The sequence below is a fragment of the Pseudomonas sp. Rh2 genome (assembly GCF_040762985.1).
GTDB classification, from domain to species: Bacteria; Pseudomonadota; Gammaproteobacteria; order Pseudomonadales; family Pseudomonadaceae; genus Aquipseudomonas; species Aquipseudomonas taiwanensis.
Window position 1 is genome coordinate 4,614,242 of the sequence record NZ_CP142890.1, and the last position, 25,530, is coordinate 4,639,771.

20 protein-coding genes are annotated in these 25,530 nt (G+C 63.0%); 15 read left to right on the plus strand and 5 right to left on the minus strand.

Annotation, left to right across the window (positions count from 1 at the left end; translation table 11 throughout):
- The first annotated feature begins 24 nt into the window (after positions 1-24).
- Together VXM67_RS21090 and dapC are read left to right on the plus strand one after the other, a co-directional pair.
- The gene (locus tag VXM67_RS21090; protein ID WP_023381976.1) at positions 25-2,727 is read left to right on the plus strand and encodes a [protein-PII] uridylyltransferase; all 2,703 of its coding nucleotides are present in this window, start codon (positions 25-27) and stop codon (positions 2,725-2,727) included.
- Between the two features lie 22 nt (positions 2,728-2,749).
- Positions 2,750-3,946: a succinyldiaminopimelate transaminase gene (gene dapC, locus VXM67_RS21095; RefSeq protein ID WP_104883373.1), complete on the plus strand. Its 1,197-nt coding sequence runs from the start codon at positions 2,750-2,752 to the stop codon at positions 3,944-3,946.
- A 41-nt stretch (positions 3,947-3,987) separates the two neighbouring features.
- Here dapC and VXM67_RS21100 read toward each other — a convergent pair whose 3' ends face one another.
- A complete protein-coding gene (locus VXM67_RS21100) occupies positions 3,988-5,634 on the minus strand; it encodes a Na+/H+ antiporter (protein ID WP_023381978.1) in 1,647 nt (548 codons plus the stop codon).
- A 354-nt stretch (positions 5,635-5,988) separates the two neighbouring features.
- Here VXM67_RS21100 and VXM67_RS21105 point away from each other — a divergent pair, with 354 nt between their 5' ends.
- The 4 genes from VXM67_RS21105 to VXM67_RS21120 all read left to right on the plus strand — a co-directional run bounded on the left by VXM67_RS21105 (position 5,989) and on the right by VXM67_RS21120 (position 9,096).
- The gene (locus VXM67_RS21105; RefSeq protein WP_023381979.1) at positions 5,989-6,336 is read left to right on the plus strand and encodes an ArsC family reductase; all 348 of its coding nucleotides are present in this window, start codon (positions 5,989-5,991) and stop codon (positions 6,334-6,336) included.
- A 31-nt stretch (positions 6,337-6,367) separates the two neighbouring features.
- Positions 6,368-7,402, plus strand: coding sequence for a 2,3,4,5-tetrahydropyridine-2,6-dicarboxylate N-succinyltransferase (gene dapD / locus VXM67_RS21110; protein WP_023381980.1), 1,035 nt, complete (start codon positions 6,368-6,370; stop codon positions 7,400-7,402).
- Between the two features lie 78 nt (positions 7,403-7,480).
- Complete coding sequence (locus tag VXM67_RS21115; protein ID WP_023381981.1) at positions 7,481-8,686, plus strand: cysteine desulfurase; 1,206 nt, start codon at positions 7,481-7,483, stop codon at positions 8,684-8,686.
- Positions 8,683-9,096 carry a SufE family protein gene (locus VXM67_RS21120; protein WP_367237354.1) on the plus strand — a complete coding sequence of 138 codons (414 nt, stop codon included), beginning with the start codon at positions 8,683-8,685 and terminating at the stop codon, positions 9,094-9,096. Before VXM67_RS21115 ends, VXM67_RS21120 begins: the two co-directional genes overlap by 4 nt.
- Before the next feature lie 40 nt (positions 9,097-9,136).
- Here VXM67_RS21120 and tcdA read toward each other — a convergent pair whose 3' ends face one another.
- Entirely contained in the window at positions 9,137-9,946 is an 810-nt protein-coding gene (gene tcdA, locus VXM67_RS21125; protein WP_049818684.1) for a tRNA cyclic N6-threonylcarbamoyladenosine(37) synthase TcdA, read from the minus strand.
- A 121-nt stretch (positions 9,947-10,067) separates the two neighbouring features.
- Here tcdA and VXM67_RS21130 point away from each other — a divergent pair, with 121 nt between their 5' ends.
- The 4 genes from VXM67_RS21130 to VXM67_RS21145 all read left to right on the plus strand — a co-directional run bounded on the left by VXM67_RS21130 (position 10,068) and on the right by VXM67_RS21145 (position 15,120).
- Positions 10,068-12,659 (plus strand): glycosyltransferase, encoded by a 2,592-nt coding sequence (locus VXM67_RS21130; protein ID WP_023381984.1) that lies wholly within the window; start codon positions 10,068-10,070, stop codon positions 12,657-12,659.
- A gap of 105 nt (positions 12,660-12,764) precedes the next feature.
- Positions 12,765-13,916 carry a succinyl-diaminopimelate desuccinylase gene (gene dapE, locus VXM67_RS21135; RefSeq protein WP_023381985.1) on the plus strand — a complete coding sequence of 384 codons (1,152 nt, stop codon included), beginning with the start codon at positions 12,765-12,767 and terminating at the stop codon, positions 13,914-13,916.
- On the plus strand, positions 13,916-14,728 hold the full coding sequence (locus VXM67_RS21140) for a putative RNA methyltransferase (protein WP_023381986.1): 813 nt from the start codon (positions 13,916-13,918) through the stop codon (positions 14,726-14,728). Before dapE ends, VXM67_RS21140 begins: the two co-directional genes overlap by 1 nt.
- 17 nt (positions 14,729-14,745) lie before the next feature.
- Positions 14,746-15,120, plus strand: coding sequence for a hypothetical protein (locus tag VXM67_RS21145; protein ID WP_027906533.1), 375 nt, complete (start codon positions 14,746-14,748; stop codon positions 15,118-15,120).
- Positions 15,121-15,224: 104 nt separating this feature from the next.
- Here the strand turns inward: VXM67_RS21145 and VXM67_RS21150 are convergent, their stop codons facing one another.
- Complete coding sequence (locus VXM67_RS21150; protein WP_003252255.1) at positions 15,225-15,434, minus strand: cold-shock protein; 210 nt, start codon at positions 15,432-15,434, stop codon at positions 15,225-15,227.
- A 231-nt stretch (positions 15,435-15,665) separates the two neighbouring features.
- Between VXM67_RS21150 and plsB the strand changes: the two genes are divergently transcribed.
- From plsB to VXM67_RS21165, 3 genes are all read left to right on the plus strand, one after another.
- Positions 15,666-18,152, plus strand: coding sequence for a glycerol-3-phosphate 1-O-acyltransferase PlsB (gene plsB, locus VXM67_RS21155; protein ID WP_023381988.1), 2,487 nt, complete (start codon positions 15,666-15,668; stop codon positions 18,150-18,152).
- A gap of 77 nt (positions 18,153-18,229) precedes the next feature.
- Positions 18,230-18,628 (plus strand): YbaY family lipoprotein, encoded by a 399-nt coding sequence (locus tag VXM67_RS21160; RefSeq protein WP_367237356.1) that lies wholly within the window; start codon positions 18,230-18,232, stop codon positions 18,626-18,628.
- A gap of 32 nt (positions 18,629-18,660) precedes the next feature.
- Entirely contained in the window at positions 18,661-19,350 is a 690-nt protein-coding gene (locus VXM67_RS21165; protein ID WP_023381990.1) for a DUF4197 domain-containing protein, read from the plus strand.
- A gap of 87 nt (positions 19,351-19,437) precedes the next feature.
- On the opposite strand, the gene VXM67_RS21170 is transcribed toward VXM67_RS21165, so the two are convergent.
- Together VXM67_RS21170 and VXM67_RS21175 are read right to left on the minus strand one after the other, a co-directional pair.
- Complete coding sequence (locus tag VXM67_RS21170) at positions 19,438-22,503, minus strand: efflux RND transporter permease subunit (protein ID WP_023381991.1); 3,066 nt, start codon at positions 22,501-22,503, stop codon at positions 19,438-19,440.
- Positions 22,504-22,509: 6 nt separating this feature from the next.
- Entirely contained in the window at positions 22,510-23,610 is a 1,101-nt protein-coding gene (locus VXM67_RS21175) for an efflux RND transporter periplasmic adaptor subunit (RefSeq protein ID WP_023381992.1), read from the minus strand.
- A 169-nt stretch (positions 23,611-23,779) separates the two neighbouring features.
- Between VXM67_RS21175 and VXM67_RS21180 the strand changes: the two genes are divergently transcribed.
- Together VXM67_RS21180 and VXM67_RS21185 are read left to right on the plus strand one after the other, a co-directional pair.
- On the plus strand, positions 23,780-24,421 hold the full coding sequence (locus VXM67_RS21180) for a TetR/AcrR family transcriptional regulator (protein ID WP_023381993.1): 642 nt from the start codon (positions 23,780-23,782) through the stop codon (positions 24,419-24,421).
- Between the two features lie 177 nt (positions 24,422-24,598).
- Positions 24,599-25,519, plus strand: a complete 921-nt coding sequence (locus tag VXM67_RS21185; RefSeq protein WP_367237357.1) for an RHS repeat-associated core domain-containing protein — start codon at positions 24,599-24,601, stop codon at positions 25,517-25,519.
- Positions 25,520-25,530 lie beyond the last annotated feature (11 nt).

Consider the following 25,530-nt stretch of genomic DNA (forward strand, 5'->3'; position numbering starts at 1 on the left):
ACACTCAGACAGGAACGCGACGCGATGCCCCAGGTGGATCCCGAGCTGTTCGACCGCGGCCAGTTCCAGGCGGAACTGGCCCTCAAGGCGAGCCCTATCGCCGCCTTCAAGAAAGCCATCCGCCAGGCGGGCGAGGTGCTTGACCGGCGTTTTCGCAGCGGCCGCGAAATCCGCCGACTGATCGAGGATCGCGCCTGGCTCGTCGACAACATCCTGCAACAAGCCTGGAACCAGTTCGATTGGGGCGACCAAAGCGGGATCGCCCTGGTTGCAGTGGGTGGGTATGGACGCGGTGAACTGCACCCCTATTCGGACATCGACCTGCTGATTCTGCTGGGTGCCGCCGAACACGAACAGTACCGCGACGCCATCGAGCGCTTCCTCACCCTGTTGTGGGACATCGGCCTGGAAGTTGGCCAGAGCGTTCGTACCGTCGACGAATGCGCAGAACAAGCCCGCGCCGACCTGACGGTAATCACCAACCTGATGGAAAGCCGCACCATTGCCGGCCCGGAGAGCCTGCGTCAGCGCATGCTGGACGTCACCAGCACCGCACACATGTGGCCGAGCAAGGAGTTCTTCCTGGCCAAGCGCGCCGAACTCAAGGCCCGCCACCACAAGTACAACGACACCGAGTACAACCTCGAACCCAATGTCAAAGGTTCTCCCGGCGGCCTGCGCGACATCCAGACCGTGCTGTGGGTGGCTCGACGCCAGTACGGCACGCTGAACCTGCATGCCCTGGCCGGCGAAGGCTTCCTGCTGGAAAGCGAGAACGAGCTGCTGGCGTCCTCCCAGGACTTCCTGTGGAGGGTGCGCTACGCCCTGCACATGCTGGCCGGTCGCGCCGAGGACCGCCTGCTGTTCGACCACCAGCGCAGCATCGCCGCGCTACTGGGCTACAGCGACGAGAACCCCAAGCGGGCCATCGAGCAGTTCATGCAGCAGTACTACCGCGTGGTCATGAGCATCAGCCAGTTGTGCGACCTGATCATCCAGCATTTCGAGGAAGTGATCCTCGCCGATGACGACAGCGGCGCCACGCAACCTCTGAATGCGCGCTTCCGCCTGCACGACGGCTATATCGAAGCGGTCAATGCGAACGTGTTCAAACGCACGCCCTTCGCCATGCTGGAAATCTTCGTGCTGATGGCCCAGCACCCGGAAATCAAGGGTGTACGCGCCGACACCGTGCGCCTGCTGCGCGAGCACCGTCACCTGATCGACGAAACGTTCCGCCACGACATCCGCAACACCAGCCTGTTCATCGAACTGTTCAAGTGCGAAATCGGCATCCACCGCAACCTGCGGCGCATGAACCGCTACGGCATTCTTGGCCGCTATCTGCCGGAGTTCGGCCTGATCGTGGGGCAGATGCAGCATGACCTGTTCCATATCTATACGGTCGATGCCCACACGCTCAACCTCATCAAGCACCTGCGCAAGCTGCAGTACACGCCAGTGTCCGAAAAATTCCCGCTGGCCAGCAAGCTCATGGGACGACTGCCCAAGCCCGAACTCATCTACCTGGCCGGCCTTTACCATGACATCGGTAAAGGCCGCCAGGGCGACCACTCCGAACTGGGCGCGGTGGACGCCAAGGCCTTCTGCGAGCGCCACCAACTCCCAGCCTGGGATAGCCGCCTGATCGCCTGGCTGGTGCTGAACCACCTGGTGATGTCCACCACCGCCCAGCGCAAGGACCTGTCCGACCCGCAGGTGATCAATGACTTCGCCCTGCATGTCGGCGATGAAACCCGCCTGGACTACCTCTACGTGCTGACCGTGGCCGACATCAACGCCACCAACCCCAGCCTGTGGAACTCTTGGCGCGCCAGCCTGCTGCGCCAGCTCTACACCGAGACCAAGCGTGCCCTGCGCAGGGGCCTGGAAAACCCGCTGGATCGCGAAGAACAGATTCGCCAGACCCAGACCGCAGCGCTGGACATCCTGGTGCGCGAAGGCACCGACCCGGACGATGTCGAGCAGCTCTGGTCGCAGCTGGGCGATGACTATTTCTTGCGCCATACCGCCGCCGACGTGGCCTGGCACAGTGATGCGATCCTGCAGCAGCCGGCGGACGGCGGGCCACTGGTGTTGATCAAGGAAACCACCCAGCGCGAGTTCGAGGGCGGGACGCAGATCTTCATCTATGCCCCTGACCAACACGACTTCTTCGCCGTGACCGTGGCGGCCATGTCCCAGCTCAACCTGAACATCCACGATGCCCGGATCATCACCTCGAGCAGCCAGTTCACCCTCGACACCTACATCGTGCTCGACAACGACGGCGGGTCGATCGGCGACAACCCGCAGCGGGTCAAGCAGATCCGCGATGGCCTGACCGAAGCGCTGCGCAACCCCGAGGACTACCCGACCATCATCCAGCGCCGGGTGCCGCGCCAGCTCAAGCACTTCACCTTCGCGCCGCAGGTAACCATCCACAACGATGCGCAGCGCCCGGTGACCATCCTGGAAATCACCGCTCCCGACCGCCCCGGCCTGCTGGCGCGGATCGGACGGATCTTCCTGGAGTTCGACCTGTCGCTGCAGAACGCCAAGATCGCCACCCTCGGCGAACGGGTCGAGGACGTGTTCTTCATCACCGACGCCGACAACCAGCCGCTGTCCGACCCACAACTGTGCAGCCGCCTGCAGGAAGCGATCGTCCAGCAGTTGCAGGCTGGCCAGGCCAGCGATGCCAGCCCCACCCGCGTGACCTTTTAACGATTGACGAGACCTTGCGCCGATGAATCATGCCTTGACCCAGCTGCAGCCCTACCCGTTCGAGAAACTCCGTGCCCTGCTGGGCAGCGTGAAACCGGCCGCGGACAAACGCGCCATCGCCCTGTCCATTGGCGAGCCGAAGCACGAGTCGCCGGCCTTCGTCGCCAAGGCCATGGCCGACAACCTCGACAAACTGGCGGTGTACCCGAGCACCATCGGCCTGCCGGCATTGCGCCAGGCCATCGGCCAGTGGTGCGAGCGCCGCTTTGGCGTGCCAACCGGCTGGCTGGACGCCGACCGCCACATCCTGCCGGTGAACGGCACCCGTGAGGCACTGTTCGCCTTCACCCAGGCCGTGGTCAACCGCGCCGACGATGGCCTGGTGGTCAGCCCCAACCCGTTCTACCAGATCTACGAAGGCGCGGCCCTGCTGGCCGGGGCCACGCCGCACTACTTGCCCTGCCTGGAAGCCAACGGATTCAACCCCGACTTCGACGCAGTGCCGGTCGAGGTCTGGAAGCGCTGCCAAATCCTCTTCCTGTGCTCCCCGGGCAACCCGACAGGTGCCCTGGTACCAATGGACACCCTGAAGAAACTGATCGCCCTGGCCGACGAGCATGACTTCGTGATTGCCGCCGACGAGTGCTACAGCGAGCTGTACTTCGACGAGGACGCCCCGCCACCTGGCCTGCTGACCGCTTGCGCCGAGCTTGGCCGTAGCGACTTCAAGCGCTGCGTGGTGTTCCACAGCCTGTCCAAGCGCTCCAACCTGCCAGGACTGCGCTCGGGCTTCGTGGCCGGTGACGCCTCGATCATCAAGCCGTTTTTGCTGTACCGCACCTACCACGGCTGCGCGATGCCGGTTCAGACCCAGCTGGCCAGCATCGCAGCCTGGCAGGACGAAGCCCATGTGCGCGAAAACCGCGACCAGTACCGCGCCAAGTACGACGCCGTGCTGGACATCCTGCAACCGGTGCTGGACGTGCAGCGCCCGGATGGCAGTTTCTACCTGTGGGCCAAGGTCCCGGGCAGCGACGCCGACTTCACCCGCGACCTGTTCGAGGCCCAGCATGTGACCGTGGTACCAGGCTCATACCTTTCGCGTGAAGTTAACGGCGTGAATCCAGGGGCTGGTCGAGTGCGCATGGCCCTGGTTGCGCCGCTGGCCGAGTGTATCGAAGCGGCGGAGCGGATTCGCCAGTTCCTGCAAAGCCGCTGAAGACGAAGGGCCGCCACGCGGCCCTCCGACAGACAGATCCGCTACTTGACCTGCCCCAGGTTGGCTTCACTCAGATCCAGCTCGCCCAGCACTTGGCGCACGACCTCATCGCCCACCAAGTGCTGGCGGTGCAGGTTGTACAGCTCAAGACGCTGGGCCCGCAGCGCACGCAAGCGCAGTCGCCGCTCCAGCAAGTCCATCTGCTCGGCCAGTGCCCGCGCTTCGGCGGTGTCGTTGTAGCTGTCCAGCTCGTCCCGGTATTCGGCCATCAACCGCGCCTTCAGCTCCGTGGCCAAGGTCGCCTGCGCCGCATCCTGGGGTGCGCTTGCATCGATCACTTCTTCTGCCTCCAAGGCATGAATGGCCGCCTCCGCGGTGCGCCGCCAGGCTTCCTGCACTTCCTGGTGCAAACGCTCATCCGGACTTCTGGTAACGCCCCGCAGCAGGAACGGCAAGGCGACGCACGCGCTGATCAACGACAACAGGATCACCCCCGCGGCGATGAAAATCAGCAGATCACGCTCGGGAAACGCCTTGCCCGCCCCTATCAACAGCGGGATAGACATCACACCGGCCAGCGTCACGGCACCGCGCACGCCGCCCAGAGTCAACAGCCAGCAAGAGCGCGCGGTGGGCATCAGCACCAGGTCCGGTTTACCGCGCCAGCGCCGCACCACACCGATCGCTCGCCAGATGCTCTGTACCCACACGAAACGCAGCAGTATCAACGCAGCGAAGATCGCCAGCACATCGAGACAGCGCCAGGCCAGGGTCGGCCAGACAGTGGTCTCATGGCTGACCACCGCCTTGATGATGTCCGGCAACTGCAGGCCCAGCAGCAGGAAGATCAGGCCATTGAAGGCGAACTCCAGCAACGACCAGACACTGCGGTTCAACAGCCGTGTGCTGGTCTGGCGGGGCAGCAGGTCGAGCCAGCTCTGCATCATGCCGGCAGCCACGGCGGAAAGAATGCCAGAAACGCCCAGGCGCTCGGCCAATACGTAGGCCGCGAACGGCAGCAGCAGCATGAACACGACATGGGTGGCCGGGTCGTCCCAGCCCCGGGCGATCATCCACGCACGCAGGCGGCCGATCAGCCAACTAAGCGCGACCCCCACCGCCAAGCCACCGATGGCAACGAGGACGAAACTCATGCCCGCGTCGGCAAGCGAGAATGCCCCTGTGATCGCCGCTGCCAGGGCGAACTTGAAGGTCACCAGGCCCGAGGCATCGTTCAACAGCGCCTCGCCCTGCAGCATGTGCATGAGCGGGGTTGGCAGGCGGTCCTGGGTGATGGCCGACACAGCCACGGCGTCGGTGGGCGAAAGCACGGCTGCCAACGCGAACGCTACCGGCAGCGGGATAGTAGGCAACAGCCAGTGGATGAAATATCCGGCGCCGACCACGGTGAACAGCACCAGGCCCACCGCCAGAGCCACCACTGGTCCGCGAATACGCCACAGCTCACGCTTGGGAATGCGCCAGCCATCGGCGAACAGCAACGGTGGCAGGAACAGGAACAGAAACAGTTCTGGGTCCAGGGCCACATGCAGGCCCAGGGTCGGCCATGCCAGCAAGGCGCCAGCGGCGATCTGCACCAATGGCAGCGGTAGCGGAATGACTCGCCCGACCAGTTTCGACACGCTTACCAGCGTCAGCAGGATGAGGACGGTGTAGGCGGACTGCATCCGTGAAAGCTTCCTTTGTGAACCAAAAACGACATCAGGGCGAAACATCGCCATTGAAACAATATGTTAGCGGGGATAGGTAAATCGAGACCGCTGCACGATAGTCGCAGGTGGCAAATGTATATGTAACATGATGATACTGGGGTCATGGCTGGCAGGTGTGCGCCTTAAGATCTTGGCGCCCAAGAGATAGAGCGCCCGAAATTTCAAGGCAGGCACCTGGCAATCTCCGAGGTGCTGCAGGACACAAGGCATGCACACCCGTGGCGCTCAAAGAATCGTTCCCGCATAATCCCGCGACTGACATTCGGAAAACGGAGAGATTGGGGGCACCTTTGAACCCCAATGTACGCGATGACTTACACGCTCTACGGCATCAAAGCCTGTGACACCATGAAAAAAGCCCGCACATGGCTCGAAGAACACGCCATCGGCTACGAATTCCACGACTACAAGACTCAAGGCATCGACCGCGACAGCCTGAACCGCTGGTGCGATGAACACGGCTGGGAAGTCATCCTCAACCGTGCCGGCACCACCTTCCGCAAGCTCGACGACGCCAGCAAGGCCGATCTCGACCAGGCCAAGGCCGTGGAGCTGATGCTGGCCCAGCCGTCGATGATCAAGCGCCCGGTGCTCGACCTCGGCGCACGCACGCTGGTTGGCTTCAAGCCTGACCTGTACGGCGCTGCGCTGGCCTGAGCCCACCCCCTATTTCGCACGAGGTAATCACATGTCCAATAACCTGTTCAGCCTGGCCTTCGGTGTCGGCTCCCAGAACCGCCAGGGCGCCTGGCTCGAAGTCTTCTACGCACAACCCCTGCTCAACCCGAGTGCCGAGCTGGTCGCCGCCGTTGCGCCGATCCTCGGTTACCAAGGTGGCAACCAGGCCATCGCCTTCAGCAACGCCCAGGCCGCGCAACTGGCCGAAGCCCTCAAAGGCGTCGATGCCGCCCAGGCCGCCCTGCTGACCCGCCTGGCCGAAAGCCACAAGCCACTGGTCGCCACCCTGCTGGCCGAAGACGCCGCACTGACCTCGACCCCAGAGGCCTACCTGAAGCTGCACCTGCTGTCGCACCGTCTGGTCAAGCCGCACGGCGTAAGCCTGGCCGGCATCTTCCCGCTGCTGCCGAACGTCGCCTGGACCAACCAGGGCGCCGTTGACCTGGCCGAGCTGGCTGAGCTGCAACTGGAAGCACGCCTGAAGGGCGAGCTGCTGGAAGTGTTCTCGGTGGACAAGTTCCCGAAGATGACCGACTACGTGGTTCCGGCTGGCGTGCGTATCGCCGATACCGCCCGTGTACGTCTGGGCGCCTACATCGGCGAAGGCACCACCATCATGCACGAAGGCTTCGTCAACTTTAACGCCGGCACCGAAGGCCCGGGCATGATCGAAGGCCGCGTCTCGGCTGGTGTGTTCGTCGGCAAGGGCTCGGACCTGGGTGGCGGCTGCTCGACCATGGGTACCCTGTCCGGTGGCGGCAACATCGTCATCAAGGTCGGCGAAGGCTGCCTGATCGGCGCCAACGCCGGCATCGGTATCCCGCTGGGCGATCGCAACACCGTGGAAGCCGGTCTGTACATCACTGCCGGCACCAAGGTGAACCTGCTCGACGAAAACAACGAGCTGGTCAAAGTGGTCAAGGCCCGCGACCTGGCCGGTCAGACCGACCTGCTGTTCCGCCGCAACTCGCTGAACGGCGCCGTCGAGTGCAAGACCCACAAGTCGGCCATCGAGCTGAATGAGGCGCTGCACGCCCATAACTGAGAACCCTGCACGGTTTGAAGTGATAAGATCGGGTCTGGCGTAATGCCAGACCCGATTTTCATTCCAGGCCTTGCGAACATGTTCCAGCCCTCCCCCTGGCGTGCCGATTTCCCCGCCATCGCCGCCCTGCAACGGCAGCACCAGACCTACCTGGACAGCGCCGCCACCACCCAGAAACCCCAGGCGCTGCTCGATGCCCTGAGCCATTACTACGGTCATGGTGCAGCCAATGTGCATCGCGCCCAGCACCTTCCCGGCGCCCTGGCGACCCAAGCGTTCGAAACCAGCCGGGACAAGGTCGCCGCCTGGCTCAACGCCGCCGATGCCCAGCAGATCGTGTTCACTCACGGAGCCACTTCGGCACTGAACCTGTTGGCCTATGGGCTTGAGCACCGTTTCGAGGCCGGTGACGAAATCGCTGTCAGCGCCCTGGAACACCACGCCAACCTGTTGCCGTGGCAACAACTGGCGCGACGGCGCAATCTGCGCCTGGTGGTGTTGCCGCTGGACGCACACGGACGCATCGACCTTGACCCGGCCCTGCAACTGATCGGGCCGCGCACCCGGGTCCTGGCGGTCAGCCAGTTGTCCAACGTACTGGGTACCTGGCAGCCGCTACCTGCCTTGCTCGCCCACGCCCGTGCCCAAGGCGCGATCACGGTGGTCGACGGCGCCCAGGGGGTGGTCCATGGCCGCCATGACGTGCAGCAACTGGGCTGCGACTTCTACGTGTTCTCCAGTCACAAGCTATACGGGCCGGACGGCGTTGGCGTGCTCTACGGCCGGCGCCAGGCCCTTGACCTGCTGCATCACTGGCAATTCGGTGGCGAGATGGTGCAAATGGCCGATTATCAGAGCGCCAGTTTCCGGCCAGCGCCGCTGGGGTTCGAGGCAGGAACACCGCCCATTGCCGGCGTGATTGGCTTGGGCGCAACCCTTGATTACCTCGCCAGCCTCGACGTCCATGCCGTCGAGAACCACGAAGCGAGCCTGCACCAGCACCTGCTGCGAGGCCTGGCGGACCGCGACGGTATTCGTGTACTCGGCACACCCCAGGCGGCCTTGGCCAGTTTCGTCATCGAAGGCGTGCACAACGCCGATATCGCCCATCTGCTGACCGAGCAAGGCATCGCCGTGCGCGCCGGCCATCATTGCGCAATGCCGCTGCTCAAGGGTTTGGGGCTGGAGGGGGCGATTCGGGTGTCGTTGGGGATCTACAACGACAGCGACGACCTGCAACGGTTCTTCGCTGCGCTGGACCAAGGCCTGGAGTTGCTGCGATGAACTTGTCAGAGCAGGCGCGCCAGGCGCGGGAGAGCTTCGAACAAGCGCGCGGCTGGGAGCAGCGGGCACGACTGCTGATGCAGTGGGGCGAACGGCTGGAACCGCTGGAGGACACGCAGAAGACCGAGGGCAATCGGGTGCATGGCTGTGAGAGCCTGGTGTGGCTGGTGGCCACTCAGGTCGACGGCCAATGGCAGTTCAAGGCGGCCAGCGATGCGCGCTTATTGCGCGGGTTGCTGGCGCTGCTGCTGGTTCGGGTGCAAGGCTTGGCCACCAGCGAACTGAGCAGGCTGGATCTGCAAGGCTGGTTCACCCAACTGGGCCTTGAGCGCCAATTGTCGCCGTCGCGCAGCAACGGGCTGCATGCGGTGTTGCAGCGGATGGCGCAGTTGACGCTGGATCAGCGCTGAAGCGATCGCGCAAGCTGGCCTTTACGGGGTCGGCTTGCGGCTACTGGGCCTTGACCCGCTCCGAAGGCCGCCGCGCGCCTGCCACCAGCTTCTCTATTGCCTTGCTCGCCGCCACCATGCCGAACGTCGCGGTCACCATCATCACCGCGCCGAAGCCCCCGGCGCAATCCAGGCGCACGCCTTCACCGACGAAGCTCTTCTGCAGGCACACGCTGCCGTCGCCCTTCGGATAGCGCAGTTGCTCGCTGGAAAACACGCACGGTACGCCATAGTTGCGGCTCACGTTGCGCGAGAAGTTGTAGTCGCGGCGAAGGGTCGAGCGTACCCGTGACGCCAGTGGGTCATTGAAGGTCTTGTTGAGGTCGCCGACCTGGATCTGGGTCGGATCGATCTGCCCACCGGCGCCCCCGGTGGTGACGATGGCAATCTTCCGCCGCCGGCACCAGGCGATCAGCGCGGCCTTGGCCATCACACTGTCGATGCAGTCGATGACGCAGTCCATCTGCTCGGTGATGTATTCGGCCATGGTATCGCGGGTGACGAAGTCGGCCACCGCATGCACCGTGCAGGCAGGGTTGATCGCCCGCAGGCGCTCGGCCATGACGTCGACCTTGGGCCGCCCCACCTGCCCCTCCAGCGCATGCGCCTGACGGTTGGTGTTGCTGACGCACACATCGTCGAGGTCGAACAGGGTGATTTCGCCCACGCCACTGCGGGCCAGGGCCTCGGCCGCCCACGAGCCAACCCCGCCGATGCCGACGACCGCCACATGGGCCTGGCTCAGTCGTTGCAGGCCTTCGTCGCCGTACAGCCGGGCTACGCCGGCAAAGCGTGGATCTTCTGTGCTCATGTTGGTACCCCGAAAAAACCGGCGCGCATTATAGGCCAAGAGCGCTTGTGGCCTCCATCGTTAGGAAAGTACCTACCAACCCTGCTTTAATGTCCTATCCCTTCGACAGAATTGAACGAACATGTCTTCACGCAAATTCGGCCTCAATCTGGTGGTGGTGCTGGCCATTGCCGCGCTGTTCACCGGGTTCTGGGCGCTTATCAACCGGCCGGTCACCGCACCAGCCTGGCCGGAACAGATCTCTGGTTTGTCGTACTCGCCCTTCCGTCTTGGCGAGAGTCCGCAAAAGGGCCAATACCCCAGCGACGATGAGATACGCCAGGACCTGGAGCAGATGAGCAAGCTGACCGACAGCATCCGCATCTACACCGTCGAGGGCACCCAGGCCGACATTCCCCGCCTGGCCGAAGAACTTGGCCTGCGCGTGACCTTGGGAATCTGGATCAGCCCGGACCTTGAGCGTAACGAACGCGAAATCGCCACGGCCATCGAACTGGCCAACAAATCCCGCAGCGTGGTGCGGGTGGTCGTCGGCAACGAGGCGCTGTTCCGCGAAGAGGTCACGCCCGAGGCGCTCATCCAGTACCTGGACCGCGTGCGCGCCGCGGTGAAGGTGCCGGTCACCACCAGTGAACAATGGCACATCTGGAAGGAACACCCCGAGCTCGCCAAGCATGTCGACCTGATTGCCGCACACATCCTGCCCTACTGGGAATTCGTGCCGATGAAGGACTCGGTCGAGTTCGTGCTCGACCGCGCCCGTGAGCTCAAGCAGCAGTTCCCGCGCAAGCCATTGCTGCTGTCGGAGGTGGGCTGGCCGAGCAACGGTCGCATGCGCGGCGGTGCCGACGCCACTCAGGCTGACCAGGCCATCTACCTGCGCACACTGGTCAATACCCTGAACCGGCGAGGCTACAACTACTTCGTCATCGAAGCCTACGACCAACCCTGGAAGGCCAGCGACGAAGGATCCGTGGGTGCTTACTGGGGCGTATTCAATGCCGAGCGACAGCAGAAGTTCAACTTCGACGGGCCGGTGGTGGCGATCCCGCAATGGCGGGCTCTGGCGGTGGCCTCGGTGGTGCTGGCGATGATCGCGCTCACCGTACTGCTGATCGATGGCTCGGCCCTGCGCCAGCGCGGGCGCACCTTCCTGACCTTCATCACCTTCCTGTGCGGGTCGGTGCTGGTGTGGATCGCCTACGACTACAGCCAGCAGTACAGCACCTGGTTCAGCCTGACCGTGGGCGTGTTGCTGGCGCTCGGCGCACTGGGGGTATTCATCGTCCTGTTGACCGAAGCCCACGAGCTGGCCGAAGCCGTGTGGATTCACAAACGGCGTCGCGAGTTTCTGCCAGTACAGGCCGATACCGCCTATCGGCCGAAGGTGTCGGTGCATGTGCCGTGCTACAACGAGCCACCGGACATGGTCAAGCAGACCCTCGATGCCCTCGCGGCGCTCGATTACCCGGATTACGAAGTGCTGGTGATCGACAACAACACCAAGGACCCTGCCGTGTGGGAGCCCCTCAAGGCCCACTGCGAGAAACTGGGCGAGCGCTTCAAGTTCTTCCACGTCGCCCCGCTGGCCGGCTTCAAGGGTGGCGCGCTCAACTACCTGATTCCGCACACGGCCAAGGACGCCGAAGTGATCGCGGTCATCGATTCGGACTACTGCGTGGACCGCAACTGGCTCAAGCACATGGTGCCGCACTTCGCCGACCCGAAGATCGCCGTGGTGCAGTCGCCCCAGGACTACCGCGACCAGCACGAGAGTGCCTTCAAGAAACTGTGCTACAGCGAGTACAAGGGCTTTTTCCACATTGGCATGGTCACCCGCAACGACCGTGACGCGATTATCCAGCACGGCACCATGACCATGACCCGGCGCAGTGTGCTGGAGGAGCTGGGTTGGGCCGAATGGTGCATCTGCGAGGATGCCGAACTGGGCCTGCGCGTGTTCGAGAAGGGCCTGTCCGCGGCGTACGCCCACAACAGTTACGGCAAAGGGCTGATGCCCGACACCTTCATCGACTTCAAGAAGCAGCGTTTCCGCTGGGCCTACGGCGCCATCCAGATCATCAAGCACCACGCCGGCGCTTTGTTGCGCGGCAAGGGCAGCGAATTGACCCGTGGCCAGCGCTACCACTTCCTGGCCGGGTGGCTGCCGTGGATCGCAGACGGCATGAACATCTTCTTCACGGTCGGCGCGCTGCTGTGGTCGGCGGCGATGATCATCGTGCCGCACCGGGTCGACCCGCCGCTGATGATTTTCGCCATTCCGCCGCTGGCGCTGTTCTTCTTCAAGGTCGGCAAGATCATCTTCCTCTATCGCCGGGCGGTCGGGGTCAACCTCAAGGACGCATTCGCCGCGGCCCTGGCAGGGCTGGCACTGTCGCATACCATCGCCAAGGCAGTGCTGTACGGTTTTTTCACCAGCAGCATGCCGTTCTTCCGCACACCGAAGAATGCTGACAGCCATGGACTGATGGTGGCGATTTCCGAGGCGCGGGAAGAGCTGTTCATCATGTTGCTGCTGTGGGGCGCGGCGGCCGGGATCTACCTGGTGCAAGGGCTGCCGAGTTCGGACATGCGCTTCTGGGTGGCGATGTTGCTGGTGCAGTCGCTGCCGTATCTGGCGGCGCTGGTGATGGCATTCCTTTCGTCGCTGCCCAAGCCTGCGGACAAGCTGGCAGAGCCACAGGAGGCCTGAGCTTGCGGGGCCGCACTGCGGCCCCAATGCCCCGTGCCGACACACCTTGTTTGATATAAGATAACGCCCCTCGTTTTCTCGCCTTGCCTTGCCCCGGAGTCCCCCATGACGGCCCCAGCCGAGCTCTCGCCTACCCTTCAACTGGCCTGCGACCTGATCCGTCGCCCCTCGGTCACCCCCGTCGACGCTGACTGCCAGGCGCAGATGATGAATCGTCTGGGCGCCGTCGGCTTCCAGCTCGAGCCGATGCGCATCGAGGACGTCGACAACTTCTGGGCCACCCACGGTACCCAGGACGGTCCGGTGCTGTGCTTCGCCGGCCACACCGATGTGGTCCCCACCGGCCCGGTACAGCAATGGCAGCATGAGCCCTTCGAGGCCCTGATCGATGCCGATGGCATGCTCTGCGGACGCGGCGCCGCCGACATGAAAGGCAGCCTGGCCTCCATGGTGGTGGCCAGCGAGCGCTTCGTGCGCGACTACCCCGACCACCGTGGCAAGGTCGCCTTCCTGATCACCAGCGACGAAGAAGGCCCGGCCCATCACGGCACCAAGGCCGTGGTGGAGCGCCTGAAGGCGCGCAACGAGCGCCTGGACTGGTGCATCGTCGGCGAACCGTCGAGCACCACCCTGCTCGGCGACGTGGTCAAGAATGGCCGTCGTGGCTCGCTCGGCGCCAAGCTGACCGTGCGCGGTAAGCAGGGCCATGTGGCCTACCCACACCTGGCACGCAACCCGATCCACCTGGCGGCACCTGCCCTGGCGGAACTGGCCGCCGAGCATTGGGACGAGGGCAACGCATTCTTCCCACCTACCAGCTTCCAGATTTCCAACCTCAACTCCGGCACTGGCGCCACCAACGTCGTGCCGGGCGAGCTGACCGCCCTGTTCAACTTCCGCTTCTCCACCGAATCGACCGTCGAAGGCCTGCAAGCGCGGGTCTCGGCCATCCTCGACAAGCACGAGCTGGACTGGACGATCGACTGGGCGTTGTCTGGCCTGCCCTTCCTCACCGAGCCAGGCGACCTGCTCGATGCCGTGTCGGCCAGCATCAAAGACGTTACCGGCCGCGAAACCCAGCCGTCCACCAGCGGCGGCACCTCGGACGGTCGCTTCATCGCCACCATGGGTACCCAGGTGGTCGAACTGGGCCCGGTGAATGCCACCATCCACCAGGTGGACGAGCGGATCCTGGCCAGCGACCTCGACCTGCTGACCGAGATCTACTACCAGACCCTCGTCCGGTTGCTCGCCTGATGCTTGCCTGCCCTCTCTGCCAGGCGGCCCTGACGCGGCTCGACAATGGCGTCGTGTGCCCTGCGGGGCACCGTTTCGATCGCGCGCGCCAGGGTTACCTCAACCTGCTGCCGGTGCAGCACAAGAACAGCCGCGACCCCGGCGACAACCAGGCCATGGTCGAGGCGCGCCGCGACTTCCTCGAAGCCGGGCACTACGCCCCGGTGGCCCGGCGCCTGGCCGAGCTGGCCGCCGAGCGCCAACCCGGTGCCTGGCTGGACATCGGCTGCGGCGAAGGCTATTACACCGCGCAGATCGCCCAGGCACTGCCATCGGCCGACGGCTATGCCCTGGACATCTCCCGCGAGGCCGTCAAGCGCGCCTGCCGCCGTGAGCCGTCGGTCACCTGGATGGTCGCCAGCATGGCCCGTGTGCCGCTGGCGGACGCCAGCTGCCAGTTCATCGCCAGCGTGTTCAGCCCGCTGGAGTGGGCCGAGGCCAAGCGCCTGCTAGGCCCAGGCGGCGGCCTGATGCGGGTCGGTCCAACCAGCGGTCACCTGATGGAGCTGCGGGAAGTGCTCTACGATGAAGTACGCCCTTACGCCGACGACAAGCATCTGGCCCTGGTACCGGAAGGCATGGTTCACGCCCATAACGAGGTCCTTGAATTCCGCCTGAGCCTGGTCGAACCCAAGGCCCGCGCCGACCTGCTGGCCATGACCCCGCATGGCTGGCGTGCCAGCGCCGAAAGACGAGCGCGGGTGATCGAACAGCCCGAGCCGTTCGAGGTGACGGTTTCCATGCGATATGACTATTTCGTGCGCCAAGACTGAGCACATCCGGAGCCCCCATGCGCCAACCTGATATCGAGATCTACCTCAAGGACGCCGACGTCGACCACCAGCGAATTGCCCAATGGCTCGCCGAGGCGATCGGCTCTTGCAGTGAGTGGCAACAGAAAGGCCAGACCTTCAAATGCAAGGCCGGTAACATTCCAGTCACTTGGTTACCCAAGGCTGTAGGGAAATGGAACAGCCTTTACCTGGAAAGCGACCAGACGCCATGGGAGGATGACGTCGCCTGCGCCCGCGCCGCATTCGCCGCGCTGGGCGTGGAAGTGCGCTGTGCGCCAGGTGGCTGGGTCGAGGAAGACGGTGAAGAAGATGCCGACCGCTGGGTCCGCATCAGCGCCGACGGTGAAGAAGAAATCACCTGGCGTACCTGAGCGTTTACCTGGTAGGAGCCGACTGGCCGACGACGCGGACGCCGAAGCACCCGATCCCAGCTTCGTGGGTGATCGCCGGCTAGCCGACTCCTACAACCCGGGGCTCAGAGCCCGACTACGTCCTCGGCCTGCAGGCCTTTCTGGCCCTGCACGCAGGCGTATTCCACCCGCTGACCTTCGACCAGGGTACGATGCCCCTCACCGCGGATCGCCCGATAGTGGACGAAGACATCCGCACCACCTTCGCGCTGAATGAAGCCATAGCCCTTGGCATCGTTGAACCACTTTACATTCCCAGTCTCACGAGACGACATCTGAACTACTCCGGATTTTTATTGTGAAGATCGCCTTGTAGGCACAGGGTCACGGACCTGTGCCGACGCCGCTTGCCGAAATATCCTGCAAGTGGCAGGCCGAGTATATGACACAGAACAAAAAAATTTCATGACTGCCCTGCCAATTACCGTATTTTGCTGAACTTGCGCATATACGGCAGACTAACTGGCTGGAAATTCATTGAAATTCACACCCAAGGCTCACACCCCATGACCCGTTCTCCCCTGCGCCGCCTGATCTTCGGTGCCCTGCGCCGCGTGCTTTACCTGTGGGTGCGCTCCGAGACCATCAACCAGTCGTCCTTGACCCTCAAGCTCGACCGCAGTCGCCCGGTGTTCTACGCCCTGCCTTCGCCATCGCTCACCGACCTGGCCGTGGTCGACCGCGAATGCACCAAAGCAGGGCTGCCACGCCCGGTACTGCCCGTGGCCGTGGGCACCCTGCACGAACCTGCCGCCTTCTTCTACCTCACGCCCGACCCGGACTGGCTGGGGCGCCACGACAAGCGTGGCGCCCCACCGACACTGGAGCGCCTGGTGGCGGCCGTGAGCCAACATGCCGAGGAGGATGCCCAGATCATCCCGGTCAGCGTCTTCTGGGGGCAGACGCCTGCCAGCGAATCCAGCCCCTGGAAATTGCTGTTCGCCGACAGTTGGGCTGTCACCGGCCGCCTGCGCCGACTGCTGACCATCCTCATTCTGGGCCGCAAGACCCGTGTGCAGTTCTCCGCCCCCATTCACCTGCGCGAACTGGTACAGCACAACAAAGGGCACGAGCGAACCGTGCGCATGGCCCAACGCTTGATGCGCGTGCACTTTCGCAACCTCAAGACCGCGGTCATCGGCCCCGATCTGTCGCACCGACGCAACCTGGTCAAAGGCCTGGTTCACGACCCCCTGGTGCGCCAGGCGATCACTGACGAAGCCGAACGACAGAATATCCCGTATGCCAAGGCCGAAGCCCAGGCGCTGCGCTATGGCAATGAGATCGCCTCGGACTACACCTACACCGCCATCCGCTTCCTGGAAGTGGTGCTCAGCTGGTTCTGGAACAAGATCTACGACGGCATCAAGGTCAACCATATCGAGCAGGTGCAGGGCATCGCCCCCGGCCACGAGGTGATCTACGTCCCTTGCCACCGCAGCCATATCGACTACCTGCTGCTGTCCTACCTGTTGTTCCGCAACGGCCTGACGCCGCCTCACATCGCCGCCGGGATCAACCTCAACATGCCGGTCATCGGCGGCTTGCTGCGCCGTGGCGGGGCGTTCTTCATGCGCCGCACCTTCAAGGGCAACCCGCTGTACACGGCGGTTTTCAACGAGTACCTGCACACCCTGTTCACCAAGGGCTTCCCGGTGGAGTACTTCGTCGAGGGTGGCAGGTCGCGCACCGGTCGGATGCTGCAGCCACGCACGGGGATGCTGGCCATCACCCTGCGCAGCTTCCTGCGCTCGTCGCGTACGCCAATCGTTTTCGTGCCGGTGTACATCGGTTACGAGCGCGTGCTCGAAGGCCGCACCTACCTGGGCGAGCTGAGGGGGGCGAGCAAGAAGAAAGAGTCGATCTTCGACATCTTCAAGGTCCTGGGGGCGCTGAAGCAGCGCTTTGGTCAGGTCTACGTCAACTTCGGCGAGCCGATCCGCCTGGCAGGCTTCCTCGACCAGCAGCAACCCGGCTGGCGCGACCAGCAGCTGGCCCCACAATTTCGCCCAACCTGGCTCAACGAAGCCACCACACGCCTGGGTGAGACCGTGGCCCGGCACCTGAACGAGGCGGCGGCGGTCAACCCGGTCAACCTGGTGGCGCTGGCGCTGCTGTCCACCAGCCGCCTCGCCTTGGACGAACGGGCGCTGAGCCGTGTCCTCGACCTGTACCTGGCCCTGCTGCGTCAGGTGCCCTACTCGCCTCATACCACGTTGCCCGAGGGCGATGGCTTGGCACTGATCGAACACGTCAGGCGCATGGACCTGCTGTCCGAGCAGAAGGATGCCCTGGGCCGAATCCTCTACCTGGATGAAGCCAACGCGGTACTGATGACCTATTACCGCAACAACGTCCTGCACATCTTCGCCCTGCCAGCACTGCTGGCGAGCTTCTTCCTCAGCAGCTCGCGCATGAGCCGCGAGCTGCTTGGTCAGTACGTGCATGCGCTGTATCCGTACCTGCAGGCCGAACTGTTCCTGCGCTGGACGCCAGAGCAACTGGACGAGGTGATCGACCAATGGCTTGCAGCGCTGGTCGCACAGGGCCTGCTGCGCCAGGAGAACGACCTGTACATGCGCCCGGCACCGAGCTCGCGTCAATTCGTCCTGCTGACCCTGCTCGCCCGAACCATCACCCAGACCCTGCAGCGCTTCTACATGGCCACCTCGCTGCTGCTCAACAGCGGGCAGAACACCCTGAGTGCTGAAGAACTGGAAGACCTCAGCGTGATGATGGCCCAGCGACTGTCGATCCTGCATGGCCTGAACGCCCCGGAGTTCTTCGACAAGACCCTGTTCCGCCATTTCATCCAGACGCTGGTCGAGCAGAATGTGCTGCGCCCCGATGGCAACGGCAAGCTGGGCTACCACGACAAACTGGGCGAGCTAGCCGAGGGCGTGGCCAAGCGAGTGCTGTCGGCGGAGTTGCGCTTGTCGATACGGCAGGTGGCCCTGCACCGTGACGATCCCTTGGAAACTTCGCAGCCCTGAAGGCTTCGCGGGGAGTGAAAATCCGCTACAGTCCCTGGGGTTGGCCACAAGCCAGCTCCAAGGACACCGGAGATTCCATGAAAAAACTCTTTATGCTGTGTTGCGCATCCCTGCTCGCAGCCTGCTCCAGCCACACCCCGTCCAACCAGGCCAGCCTGGAGGGCGAAGTCTTCTACTTGCAGCGCATGGCCCTGCCACCGACAGCCACCTTGAGCGTGAGCCTGCAGGACGTTTCTTTGATGGACGCTCCAGCGGTCACCCTGGCCAGCCAGGCCGGGCCGGTCAAAGGCAACGTGCCGCTGCCGTTCCGTCTCAGCTATGACCCGGCCCACGTCAAGCCCAGCCACCGTTACGCGGTCAGCGCCCGCATCGAACTGAACGGCAAACTGTTGTTCATCAACACCGAACACCACGGCGTTAAACTCGATGGCAGTGACCAGCAGCCGGTACGCATCAAGGTCGATCCGGTTCGCTGAGCCTGTACATTTTCGTTGATAAGGAAATACTCATGATTCGCGCCTCCCTGCGCTTCACTACCCTGTGCGCCGGCCTGCTGCTGTCGGCCAGCGCCCTGGCCCTGTCGCTCGGCGACCTGAGCCAGAAAGACGCCACTGGCGGTCTGAAAGATGCCCTGACCCAGGGCGCCCAACTCGCCGTCAAGCAACTGAGCACCCCAGGCGGGTTCAGCAACAACCCGGATGTGCGCATCGAACTGCCGGGCAACCTGGGCAAGGCTGCCAAGGCGATGAAAATGTTCGGCAAGGGTGAACAGGTCGAAGCCCTGGAAAACAGCATGAACAAAGCCGCTGAAGCTGCCGTGCCGCAAGCCCAGGCGATTCTGGTCGATGCGGTGAAGAACATGAGCGTGACGGACGCCAAGGGCATCCTCAGCGGGGGTGACGATTCGGCGACCCAGTACCTGAACAAGAGCAGCCGCGAACAGATTCGCGCCAAGTTCCTGCCGATCGTCAAGCAGGCGACCGACAAGGTTGGCCTGGCCCAGCAGTACAACAACTTCGCCGGCCAAGCCGTGGCGTTGGGCGTGGTCGATGCCAAGAGCGCAAGCATCGAGAACTACGTGACCGAGAAGGCACTGGATGGCCTGTTCGAAATGATTGGCAAGCAAGAGCAGAGCATTCGCCAGAACCCGGCCGAGGCCGCTACCAGCCTGGCCAAGAAGGTGTTCGGCGCCCTCTGAGGCCTGATCGCGCAAGTCGGCCCCTACAACCGCGTGCGTAGGTGCCAGCTTGCCGGCGAAAGGAGGGCAACGCCCTCCTCACGCTCCTCAGCCCTTCTTCACCCTGAACCAAGCCGCATACAACGCCGGCAGGAACAGCAGCGTCAAAACGGTCGCAACGATCAACCCCCCCATGATCGCCACCGCCATCGGTCCGTAGAACACGCTGCGCGACAGCGGAATCATTGCCAGTACCGCCGCCAACGCAGTCAGCACGATGGGCCGGAACCGTCGTACCGTGGCCTCGATGATCGCTTGCCAACGCTCCATACCCGCCGCGATGTCCTGTTCGATCTGGTCCACCAGGATTACCGAGTTGCGCATGATCATCCCTGCCAGGGCAATGGTGCCGAGCATGGCGACGAAGCCAAACGGCTGGCGGAACACCAACAGGAACAAGGTCACGCCAATCAGCCCCAACGGCGCGGTGAGGAATACCATCACCGTGCGCGAGAAGCTGCGTAACTGGATCATCAGCAAGCTCAACACCACCACGATGAACAACGGCATGCCGGCGTTCACCGACTTCTGACCGCGCTCGGAGTCCTCCACCGTACCGCCAACCTCCAGCAAATAGCCGTCCGGCAGCTTGGCCCTGATGTCTTTCAAGGTCGGCTCGATCTGCCGCACCAGCGTTGCCGGTTGTTCGTTGTCGTAGATGTCCGCACGCACGGTGACGGTCGGCAGGCGGTTGCGGTGCCAGATGATGCCTTCCTCGAAACCATACTCCAGGGTCGCGACCTGCGAGAGCGCAACGCTCTGGCCGTTGTCGGTGGGTAACGCCAGGCTGCCGAGGTTGCCCAACTGGCTGCGTTCCTGCGGGGTACCGCGCAGCAGGATCTCGATCAGCTCGTTGTCTTCACGGTACTGGCTCACCGAAGTGCCGGTGAGCGAGCTTTGCAGGAAGCTCGACAGATGCGAGGTGCTCACGCCGAGGGCTCGCGCACGATCCTGATCGATTTCCAGGAACACCGCCTTGCTCGGCTCCTCCCAGTCCAGGTGCACGTTCACCACATGAGGGTTCTCACGCACTTTTTCGGCCACCTCGCGGGCCAGGGCGCGGGCCTTCTCGATGTGCTCGCCGGTGACCCTGAACTGCACCGGATAGCCCACGGGCGGACCATTTTCCAGGCGCGTGACACGGGCGCGCAGGTCGGGGAACTGCTGGTCCATGGTGGCGATCAGCCAACTGCGCAGGCGCTCGCGGTCCTCCATCGACTTGGCCAGCACCACGAACTGGGCAAAGCTGGCGGCGGGCAACTGCTGGTCCAGTGGCAGGTAGAAGCGTGGCGAGCCGGTGCCCACGTATGCCACGTAGTTGTCGATGCCGTCCTGCTGCCTGAGCAGCGCTTCCAGTTGCTTGACCCGCTCGGCGGTATTGCTCAACGACGCGCCTTCGGCCAGCTTCAGGTCGACCATGAGCTCGGGACGACCCGAGGCTGGGAAGAACTGCTGGGGAACGAAGCGGAACAGCAGGATGCTGCCGACGAAAGCGGCGATGGTCAGCAGGATCACCGTCTTGCGACGCCGCACGCACCACTCCACCACGCGCCGTACCCGTTGGTAGAAAGGTGTGGCGTAGGGGTCTGGCGCGTGGCCGTCCTTGCCGTGCCGTGCGGCATGCAGTTTGGCCAGGTCTGGCAGCAGCCGTTCACCCAGGTAGGGCACGAACACCACGGCCGCCACCCATGAGGTCAGCAGGGCAATGGTCACCACCTGGAAGATCGAACGGGTATATTCGCCGGTGCTGGAGGCCGCCGTGGCAATCGGCAGGAAACCTGCAGCGGTGATCAGGGTCCCGGTGAGCATCGGGAATGCCGTGCTGCTCCAGGCGTAACTGGCCGCCTTGAGCCGGTCATAGCCCTGCTCCATCTTGATCGCCATCATCTCCACGGCAATGATGGCGTCATCGACCAGCAGGCCCAGGGCCAGCACCAGTGCGCCGAGCGAGATCTTGTGCAGGCCGATGCCGAAGTAGTGCATCGCGGCGAAGGTCATTGCCAACACCAGTGGAATGGCCAGGGCCACCACCAGGCCGGTGCGCAGGCCCAGGGAGAAGAAACTTACCAGCAGCACGATGGCCAGGGCTTCCACCAGCACCTGCACGAACTCGCCGACCCCAGCCTTTACCGCCGCCGGTTGGTCCGAAACCTTGCGCAGCTCCATGCCGGCCGGCAGGCCTCGAGCCAGGCGCTCGAATTCGCCCTCAAGCGCCTTGCCCAACACCAGGATATCGCCCCCGTCCTTCATCGATACCGCCAGGCCAATGGCATCCTCGCCCATGAAGCGCATGCGCGGCGCGGGCGGGTCGTTGAAGCCACGGTGCACATCGGCGACATCACCGATACGGAAGGTGCGATCCCCCACTCGAATAGGGAACTGACGAATCTGGTCGACACTGTCGAAACGCCCGCTCACCCGCAGTTGCAAGCGCTCGCTAGGGGTTTCGAAGAAGCCAGCCGTGCTGACCGCGTTCTGCTCGCGCAGAGCTTGCTGCACGGCCTCCAGCGGCACACCGAGGGTCGCCAGCTTGAGGTTGGACAGTTCGATCCAGATTTTCTCGTCCTGCAGGCCGATCAACTCGACCTTGCCCACATCCTTCACCCGCTGCAGCTGGATCTGGATACGGTCGGCGTAATCCTTGAGCACGGCGTAATCAAAGCCTTTGCCGGTGAGCGCGTAGATATTGCCGAAGGTCGTGCCGAATTCATCGTTGAAGAACGGCCCTTGAATTTCGGGCGGCAAGGTGTGGCGGATGTCCGCGACTTTCTTGCGGATCTGGTACCACAGCTCGGGGATGTCCTTGGAGTGCAACGCGTCACGGGCCATGAAGGTCACCTGGGACTCGCCAGGGCGGGAGAACGAGACGATCCGCTCGTACTCACCGGTTTCCATGAGCTTTTTCTCGATGCGCTCGGTGACCTGCCGCGATACTTCCTCGGCCGTGGCGCCGGGCCAGAGGGTGCGGATGACCATGGCCTTGAAGGTGAACGGTGGGTCCTCGCTCTGCCCCAGCTTGGTGTAGGACATGGCACCAATGGCGGCCAACAATATCATCAGGAACAGCACGATCTGGCGGTTACGCAGCGCCCATGCGGAAAGGTTGAAACCCATCGGGACTTACTCCTTGGCCGTCAGGTTCACCACACGGTTGGTGCGATCCACAGGCCGCACCTCCTGCCCTTCGCGCAGCACATGGCCGCCGGCGGCGACCACCCAGTCGCCAGGGTTGAGGCCTTCGAGCACTGGCACAGTGTCACTGCCGTAAGCCCCAAGACGCACGGCAGCCCGTTCCAGTCGGCTGTCCTGGGTAACCCGCCAGACATAGGCCTGGCCGTTCTCTGCCGTCACTGCCGAGAGGGGCACCGACAACGGGATCAGACCGTCGTGGGCGATGAACACCCGGGCACTCTGACCCAGCTCGGCCGGTGTTTGCGAGGAGGCGAACGCAATACGTGCCGCGAAGGTACGCGAGCGCGGATCGGCGGCGGGTGACAACTCACGAATGCGTCCTTCGAACCGTTGATTGGGGTGCGACCACAGCTCGATGCTCACGCTTTGCCCCACGCTGAAGCGGGCAAACTGTTGCTCCGGCAGGCCGATGGCCACTTCACGCTCACCGTCGGCGGCGAGGGTGAACACCGTCTGGCCGGCTGCTACCACCTGGCCAACCTCAACTTGGCGTTTGGCGATCACTCCTGCCTGTGGCGCGCGCAGTACCGCGTACTCGGCCTGGTTACCCGCCACCTCGAACTGGGCCTTGGCCTGCTTGAGCCGCGCCAGACCAGCCCGATAGAGGTTTTCGGCATTGTCGTACTGGGAATGGCTGACCATCTGCCGGTCCAGCAGCTTCTGGTAACGATCACGTTCGGCTCGGACCAGCGACAGGTTGGCCTCGGCTGCCGCCAACTGGGCACGGTTGGCTTCCAGTTGCAGGCGCACGTCCTGTGGGTCGAGTTCGGCCAGCGGCTGGTCGGCCTTGACCCGCTGCCCTTCCTCGACCAAACGTTTGCTGACCTTGCCGCCGATACGAAACGCCAGCTCGGGCTCCAGGCGTGCACGCACTTCGCCGGGGAAGCTGTCGGCAGCGGCTTGCGCGGGTTGCGGTTGCACCACCAGAGCCGGACGAGGCGCGGCTGGTGAAGCGGCTTCCTGGCCACACGCCGCCAACAACAACGCGGCGACGGCGGGCAAGGCGAGGGACAAGGCATGACGCAACATGATGAATCCTTTCGCGAAGTGCACATCGAATATTTATACTGACGAGTATATTAAATCAGGCCACCCGCGCCGGGAAGCGGGTGCTGGAAAGAAAATCAACATTAACGATTGGTCTGACCTTGCAGCCGGATGCCGTCCGAACCGGTAAGATGGTCGACTTTTCCACCAGATGCGGACTCCAATGCCCAACGACGCAACCATTGGCCCGGGCCGGCCGAAGGACCTGGCCAAGCGCGAGGCCATCCTCGAAGCGGCCAAGTCGCTGTTCCTCAGCCTTGGCTATGCCAACACCAGCATGGATGCGGTCGCTGCGGCGGCAGGTGTTTCAAAACTCACGGTCTACAGCCATTTCCAGGACAAGCAGACGCTGTTCTGCTCTGCGGTAATGGCCACCTGCCAGATCCAACTGCCCGACCTGTTGTTCGAGTACCCTGAAGGTGTGCCCGTGGAAGAGGTGCTACTGAACATTGCCCGTGGCTTCCAGGCACTGATCAGCAGTGACGAAGCGGTCAAGCTCAGCCGCCTGATCATGGCCCAGGGCAGCCTGGACCCGAGTTTCGGCGAGTATTTCTACGAAGCCGGGCCCAAGCGTGTGCTGGCGGGGATGGAAGCGCTGCTGCGCGGGGCGCATGAACGCGGGCTGCTGCGCATCGACAACCCGCTGCGGGCGGCGGAGCACTTCTTTTGCCTGGTGAAAGGCGCACCGGATTATCGGCTGCTGCTGGGGTGTGCGGGGCCGCTGGAAGGTGAAGAGGCCGAGGCTCACGTGCGGGAGGTGGTGGGGGTGTTCTTGCGGGCGTTCAAGCCCTGAGTCATACGCGGGCCCTTGTGGCCCCTTTCTCGCCACACGGCCACTCCCCAAAGGGCCACAAAACTAAAGTTGCAGTCTATGGCATTGCTATTAACTAATGAACTAGCATTTTTGCCAGTACACGCCCCTCCATCTTCCGGCCACACTTGCTTCACATTTGAGCGGAGAATAGTTCCCGTGACTCAAAGAAAACAGAAGCTATTTTATAAAGGCGGCACACTCTCCACCGTACAGGTCGACGGCACTCCTTACGTCATTATCAGTGCCAATAGTAATAACATATGCGAGATAGCATGCGCAAAATCTCAAGCGCACCTACTGGCCACCGACTTACAACAATCAACACTAATCAGTCGATTAGAAAACATCAATCCCACCGCCTATAGCCCGTATGGCCATGACAACAATCCCCCAGTCAGTCCACTGGTATCTCGATTTACTGGGCAACCCTGGCTAACAGGGAGCATTAGTTATCCTCTCGGTAACGGCCATCGCCACTACAGTACGATGCTGATGCGTTTTATGAGCCCTGACGCGATATCCCCGTTTGGAAATGGGGGTATGAATGCATACGCCTATTGCGCTGATGATCCGATAAACAAAGTAGACCCAACAGGCCAAACTCCTGGGCACATCGTTAAAAAACTAATGGGGGGCTACGCTTACAAAAAGCTTTCACCACGACTGGACTCTGCCAACGCCGATTTCTCTGAAAGAGAATACCGTTCGCTGGGTACATCTCTGACTAAGCGTGAGCGCAAAAACTCAAACAAAGGTGGCACCCTTGCCGCCATGGAGAAAAGACGACTTAACGCGCAACGTCACAAGTACGACTCGTTGGCGCCATGGACAGTTGAGGGGAAGACAAGTTACTACGACCCCTCGGTAACTCAGTCACTGACCCAAGATCTACTGACCAAGGGGCTTCCCACAACTCAAAGCACGCCCAATGCATCGAAACCAAAAGCTCTGGGGTGGCTCACCATGGAACAATTCGAAAGCAGAGCCCTCGCTAGCGCTCCCCGCCCCCCAAATAGGGTAATTGAGAATGATTTAGACCGCATGCTTGCAAAACTGCGAGCACTACGCGGGTTATAACGGCTAATCAA

What these genes read in the sequence shown, in the direction of transcription:
- VXM67_RS21175 (WP_023381992.1), bottom strand. Translation starts at nt 23,610, where the DNA reads ATGTTGCGTCATGCCTTGTCCCTCGCCTTGCCCGCCGTCGCCGCGTTG.
- VXM67_RS21160 (WP_367237356.1), top strand. Translation starts at nt 18,230, where the DNA reads ATGAAAAAACTCTTTATGCTGTGTTGCGCATCCCTGCTCGCAGCCTGC.
- dapC (WP_104883373.1), top strand. Translation starts at nt 2,750, where the DNA reads ATGAATCATGCCTTGACCCAGCTGCAGCCCTACCCGTTCGAGAAACTC.
- VXM67_RS21100 (WP_023381978.1), bottom strand. Translation starts at nt 5,634, where the DNA reads ATGCAGTCCGCCTACACCGTCCTCATCCTGCTGACGCTGGTAAGCGTG.
- VXM67_RS21090 (WP_023381976.1), top strand. Translation starts at nt 25, where the DNA reads ATGCCCCAGGTGGATCCCGAGCTGTTCGACCGCGGCCAGTTCCAGGCG.
- tcdA (WP_049818684.1), bottom strand. Translation starts at nt 9,946, where the DNA reads ATGAGCACAGAAGATCCACGCTTTGCCGGCGTAGCCCGGCTGTACGGC.
- VXM67_RS21120 (WP_367237354.1), top strand. Translation starts at nt 8,683, where the DNA reads ATGAACTTGTCAGAGCAGGCGCGCCAGGCGCGGGAGAGCTTCGAACAA.
- VXM67_RS21130 (WP_023381984.1), top strand. Translation starts at nt 10,068, where the DNA reads ATGTCTTCACGCAAATTCGGCCTCAATCTGGTGGTGGTGCTGGCCATT.
- dapE (WP_023381985.1), top strand. Translation starts at nt 12,765, where the DNA reads ATGACGGCCCCAGCCGAGCTCTCGCCTACCCTTCAACTGGCCTGCGAC.
- dapD (WP_023381980.1), top strand. Translation starts at nt 6,368, where the DNA reads ATGTCCAATAACCTGTTCAGCCTGGCCTTCGGTGTCGGCTCCCAGAAC.
- plsB (WP_023381988.1), top strand. Translation starts at nt 15,666, where the DNA reads ATGACCCGTTCTCCCCTGCGCCGCCTGATCTTCGGTGCCCTGCGCCGC.
- VXM67_RS21105 (WP_023381979.1), top strand. Translation starts at nt 5,989, where the DNA reads ATGACTTACACGCTCTACGGCATCAAAGCCTGTGACACCATGAAAAAA.
- VXM67_RS21170 (WP_023381991.1), bottom strand. Translation starts at nt 22,503, where the DNA reads ATGGGTTTCAACCTTTCCGCATGGGCGCTGCGTAACCGCCAGATCGTG.
- VXM67_RS21150 (WP_003252255.1), bottom strand. Translation starts at nt 15,434, where the DNA reads ATGTCGTCTCGTGAGACTGGGAATGTAAAGTGGTTCAACGATGCCAAG.
- VXM67_RS21180 (WP_023381993.1), top strand. Translation starts at nt 23,780, where the DNA reads ATGCGGACTCCAATGCCCAACGACGCAACCATTGGCCCGGGCCGGCCG.
- VXM67_RS21140 (WP_023381986.1), top strand. Translation starts at nt 13,916, where the DNA reads ATGCTTGCCTGCCCTCTCTGCCAGGCGGCCCTGACGCGGCTCGACAAT.
- VXM67_RS21115 (WP_023381981.1), top strand. Translation starts at nt 7,481, where the DNA reads ATGTTCCAGCCCTCCCCCTGGCGTGCCGATTTCCCCGCCATCGCCGCC.
- VXM67_RS21165 (WP_023381990.1), top strand. Translation starts at nt 18,661, where the DNA reads ATGATTCGCGCCTCCCTGCGCTTCACTACCCTGTGCGCCGGCCTGCTG.
- VXM67_RS21145 (WP_027906533.1), top strand. Translation starts at nt 14,746, where the DNA reads ATGCGCCAACCTGATATCGAGATCTACCTCAAGGACGCCGACGTCGAC.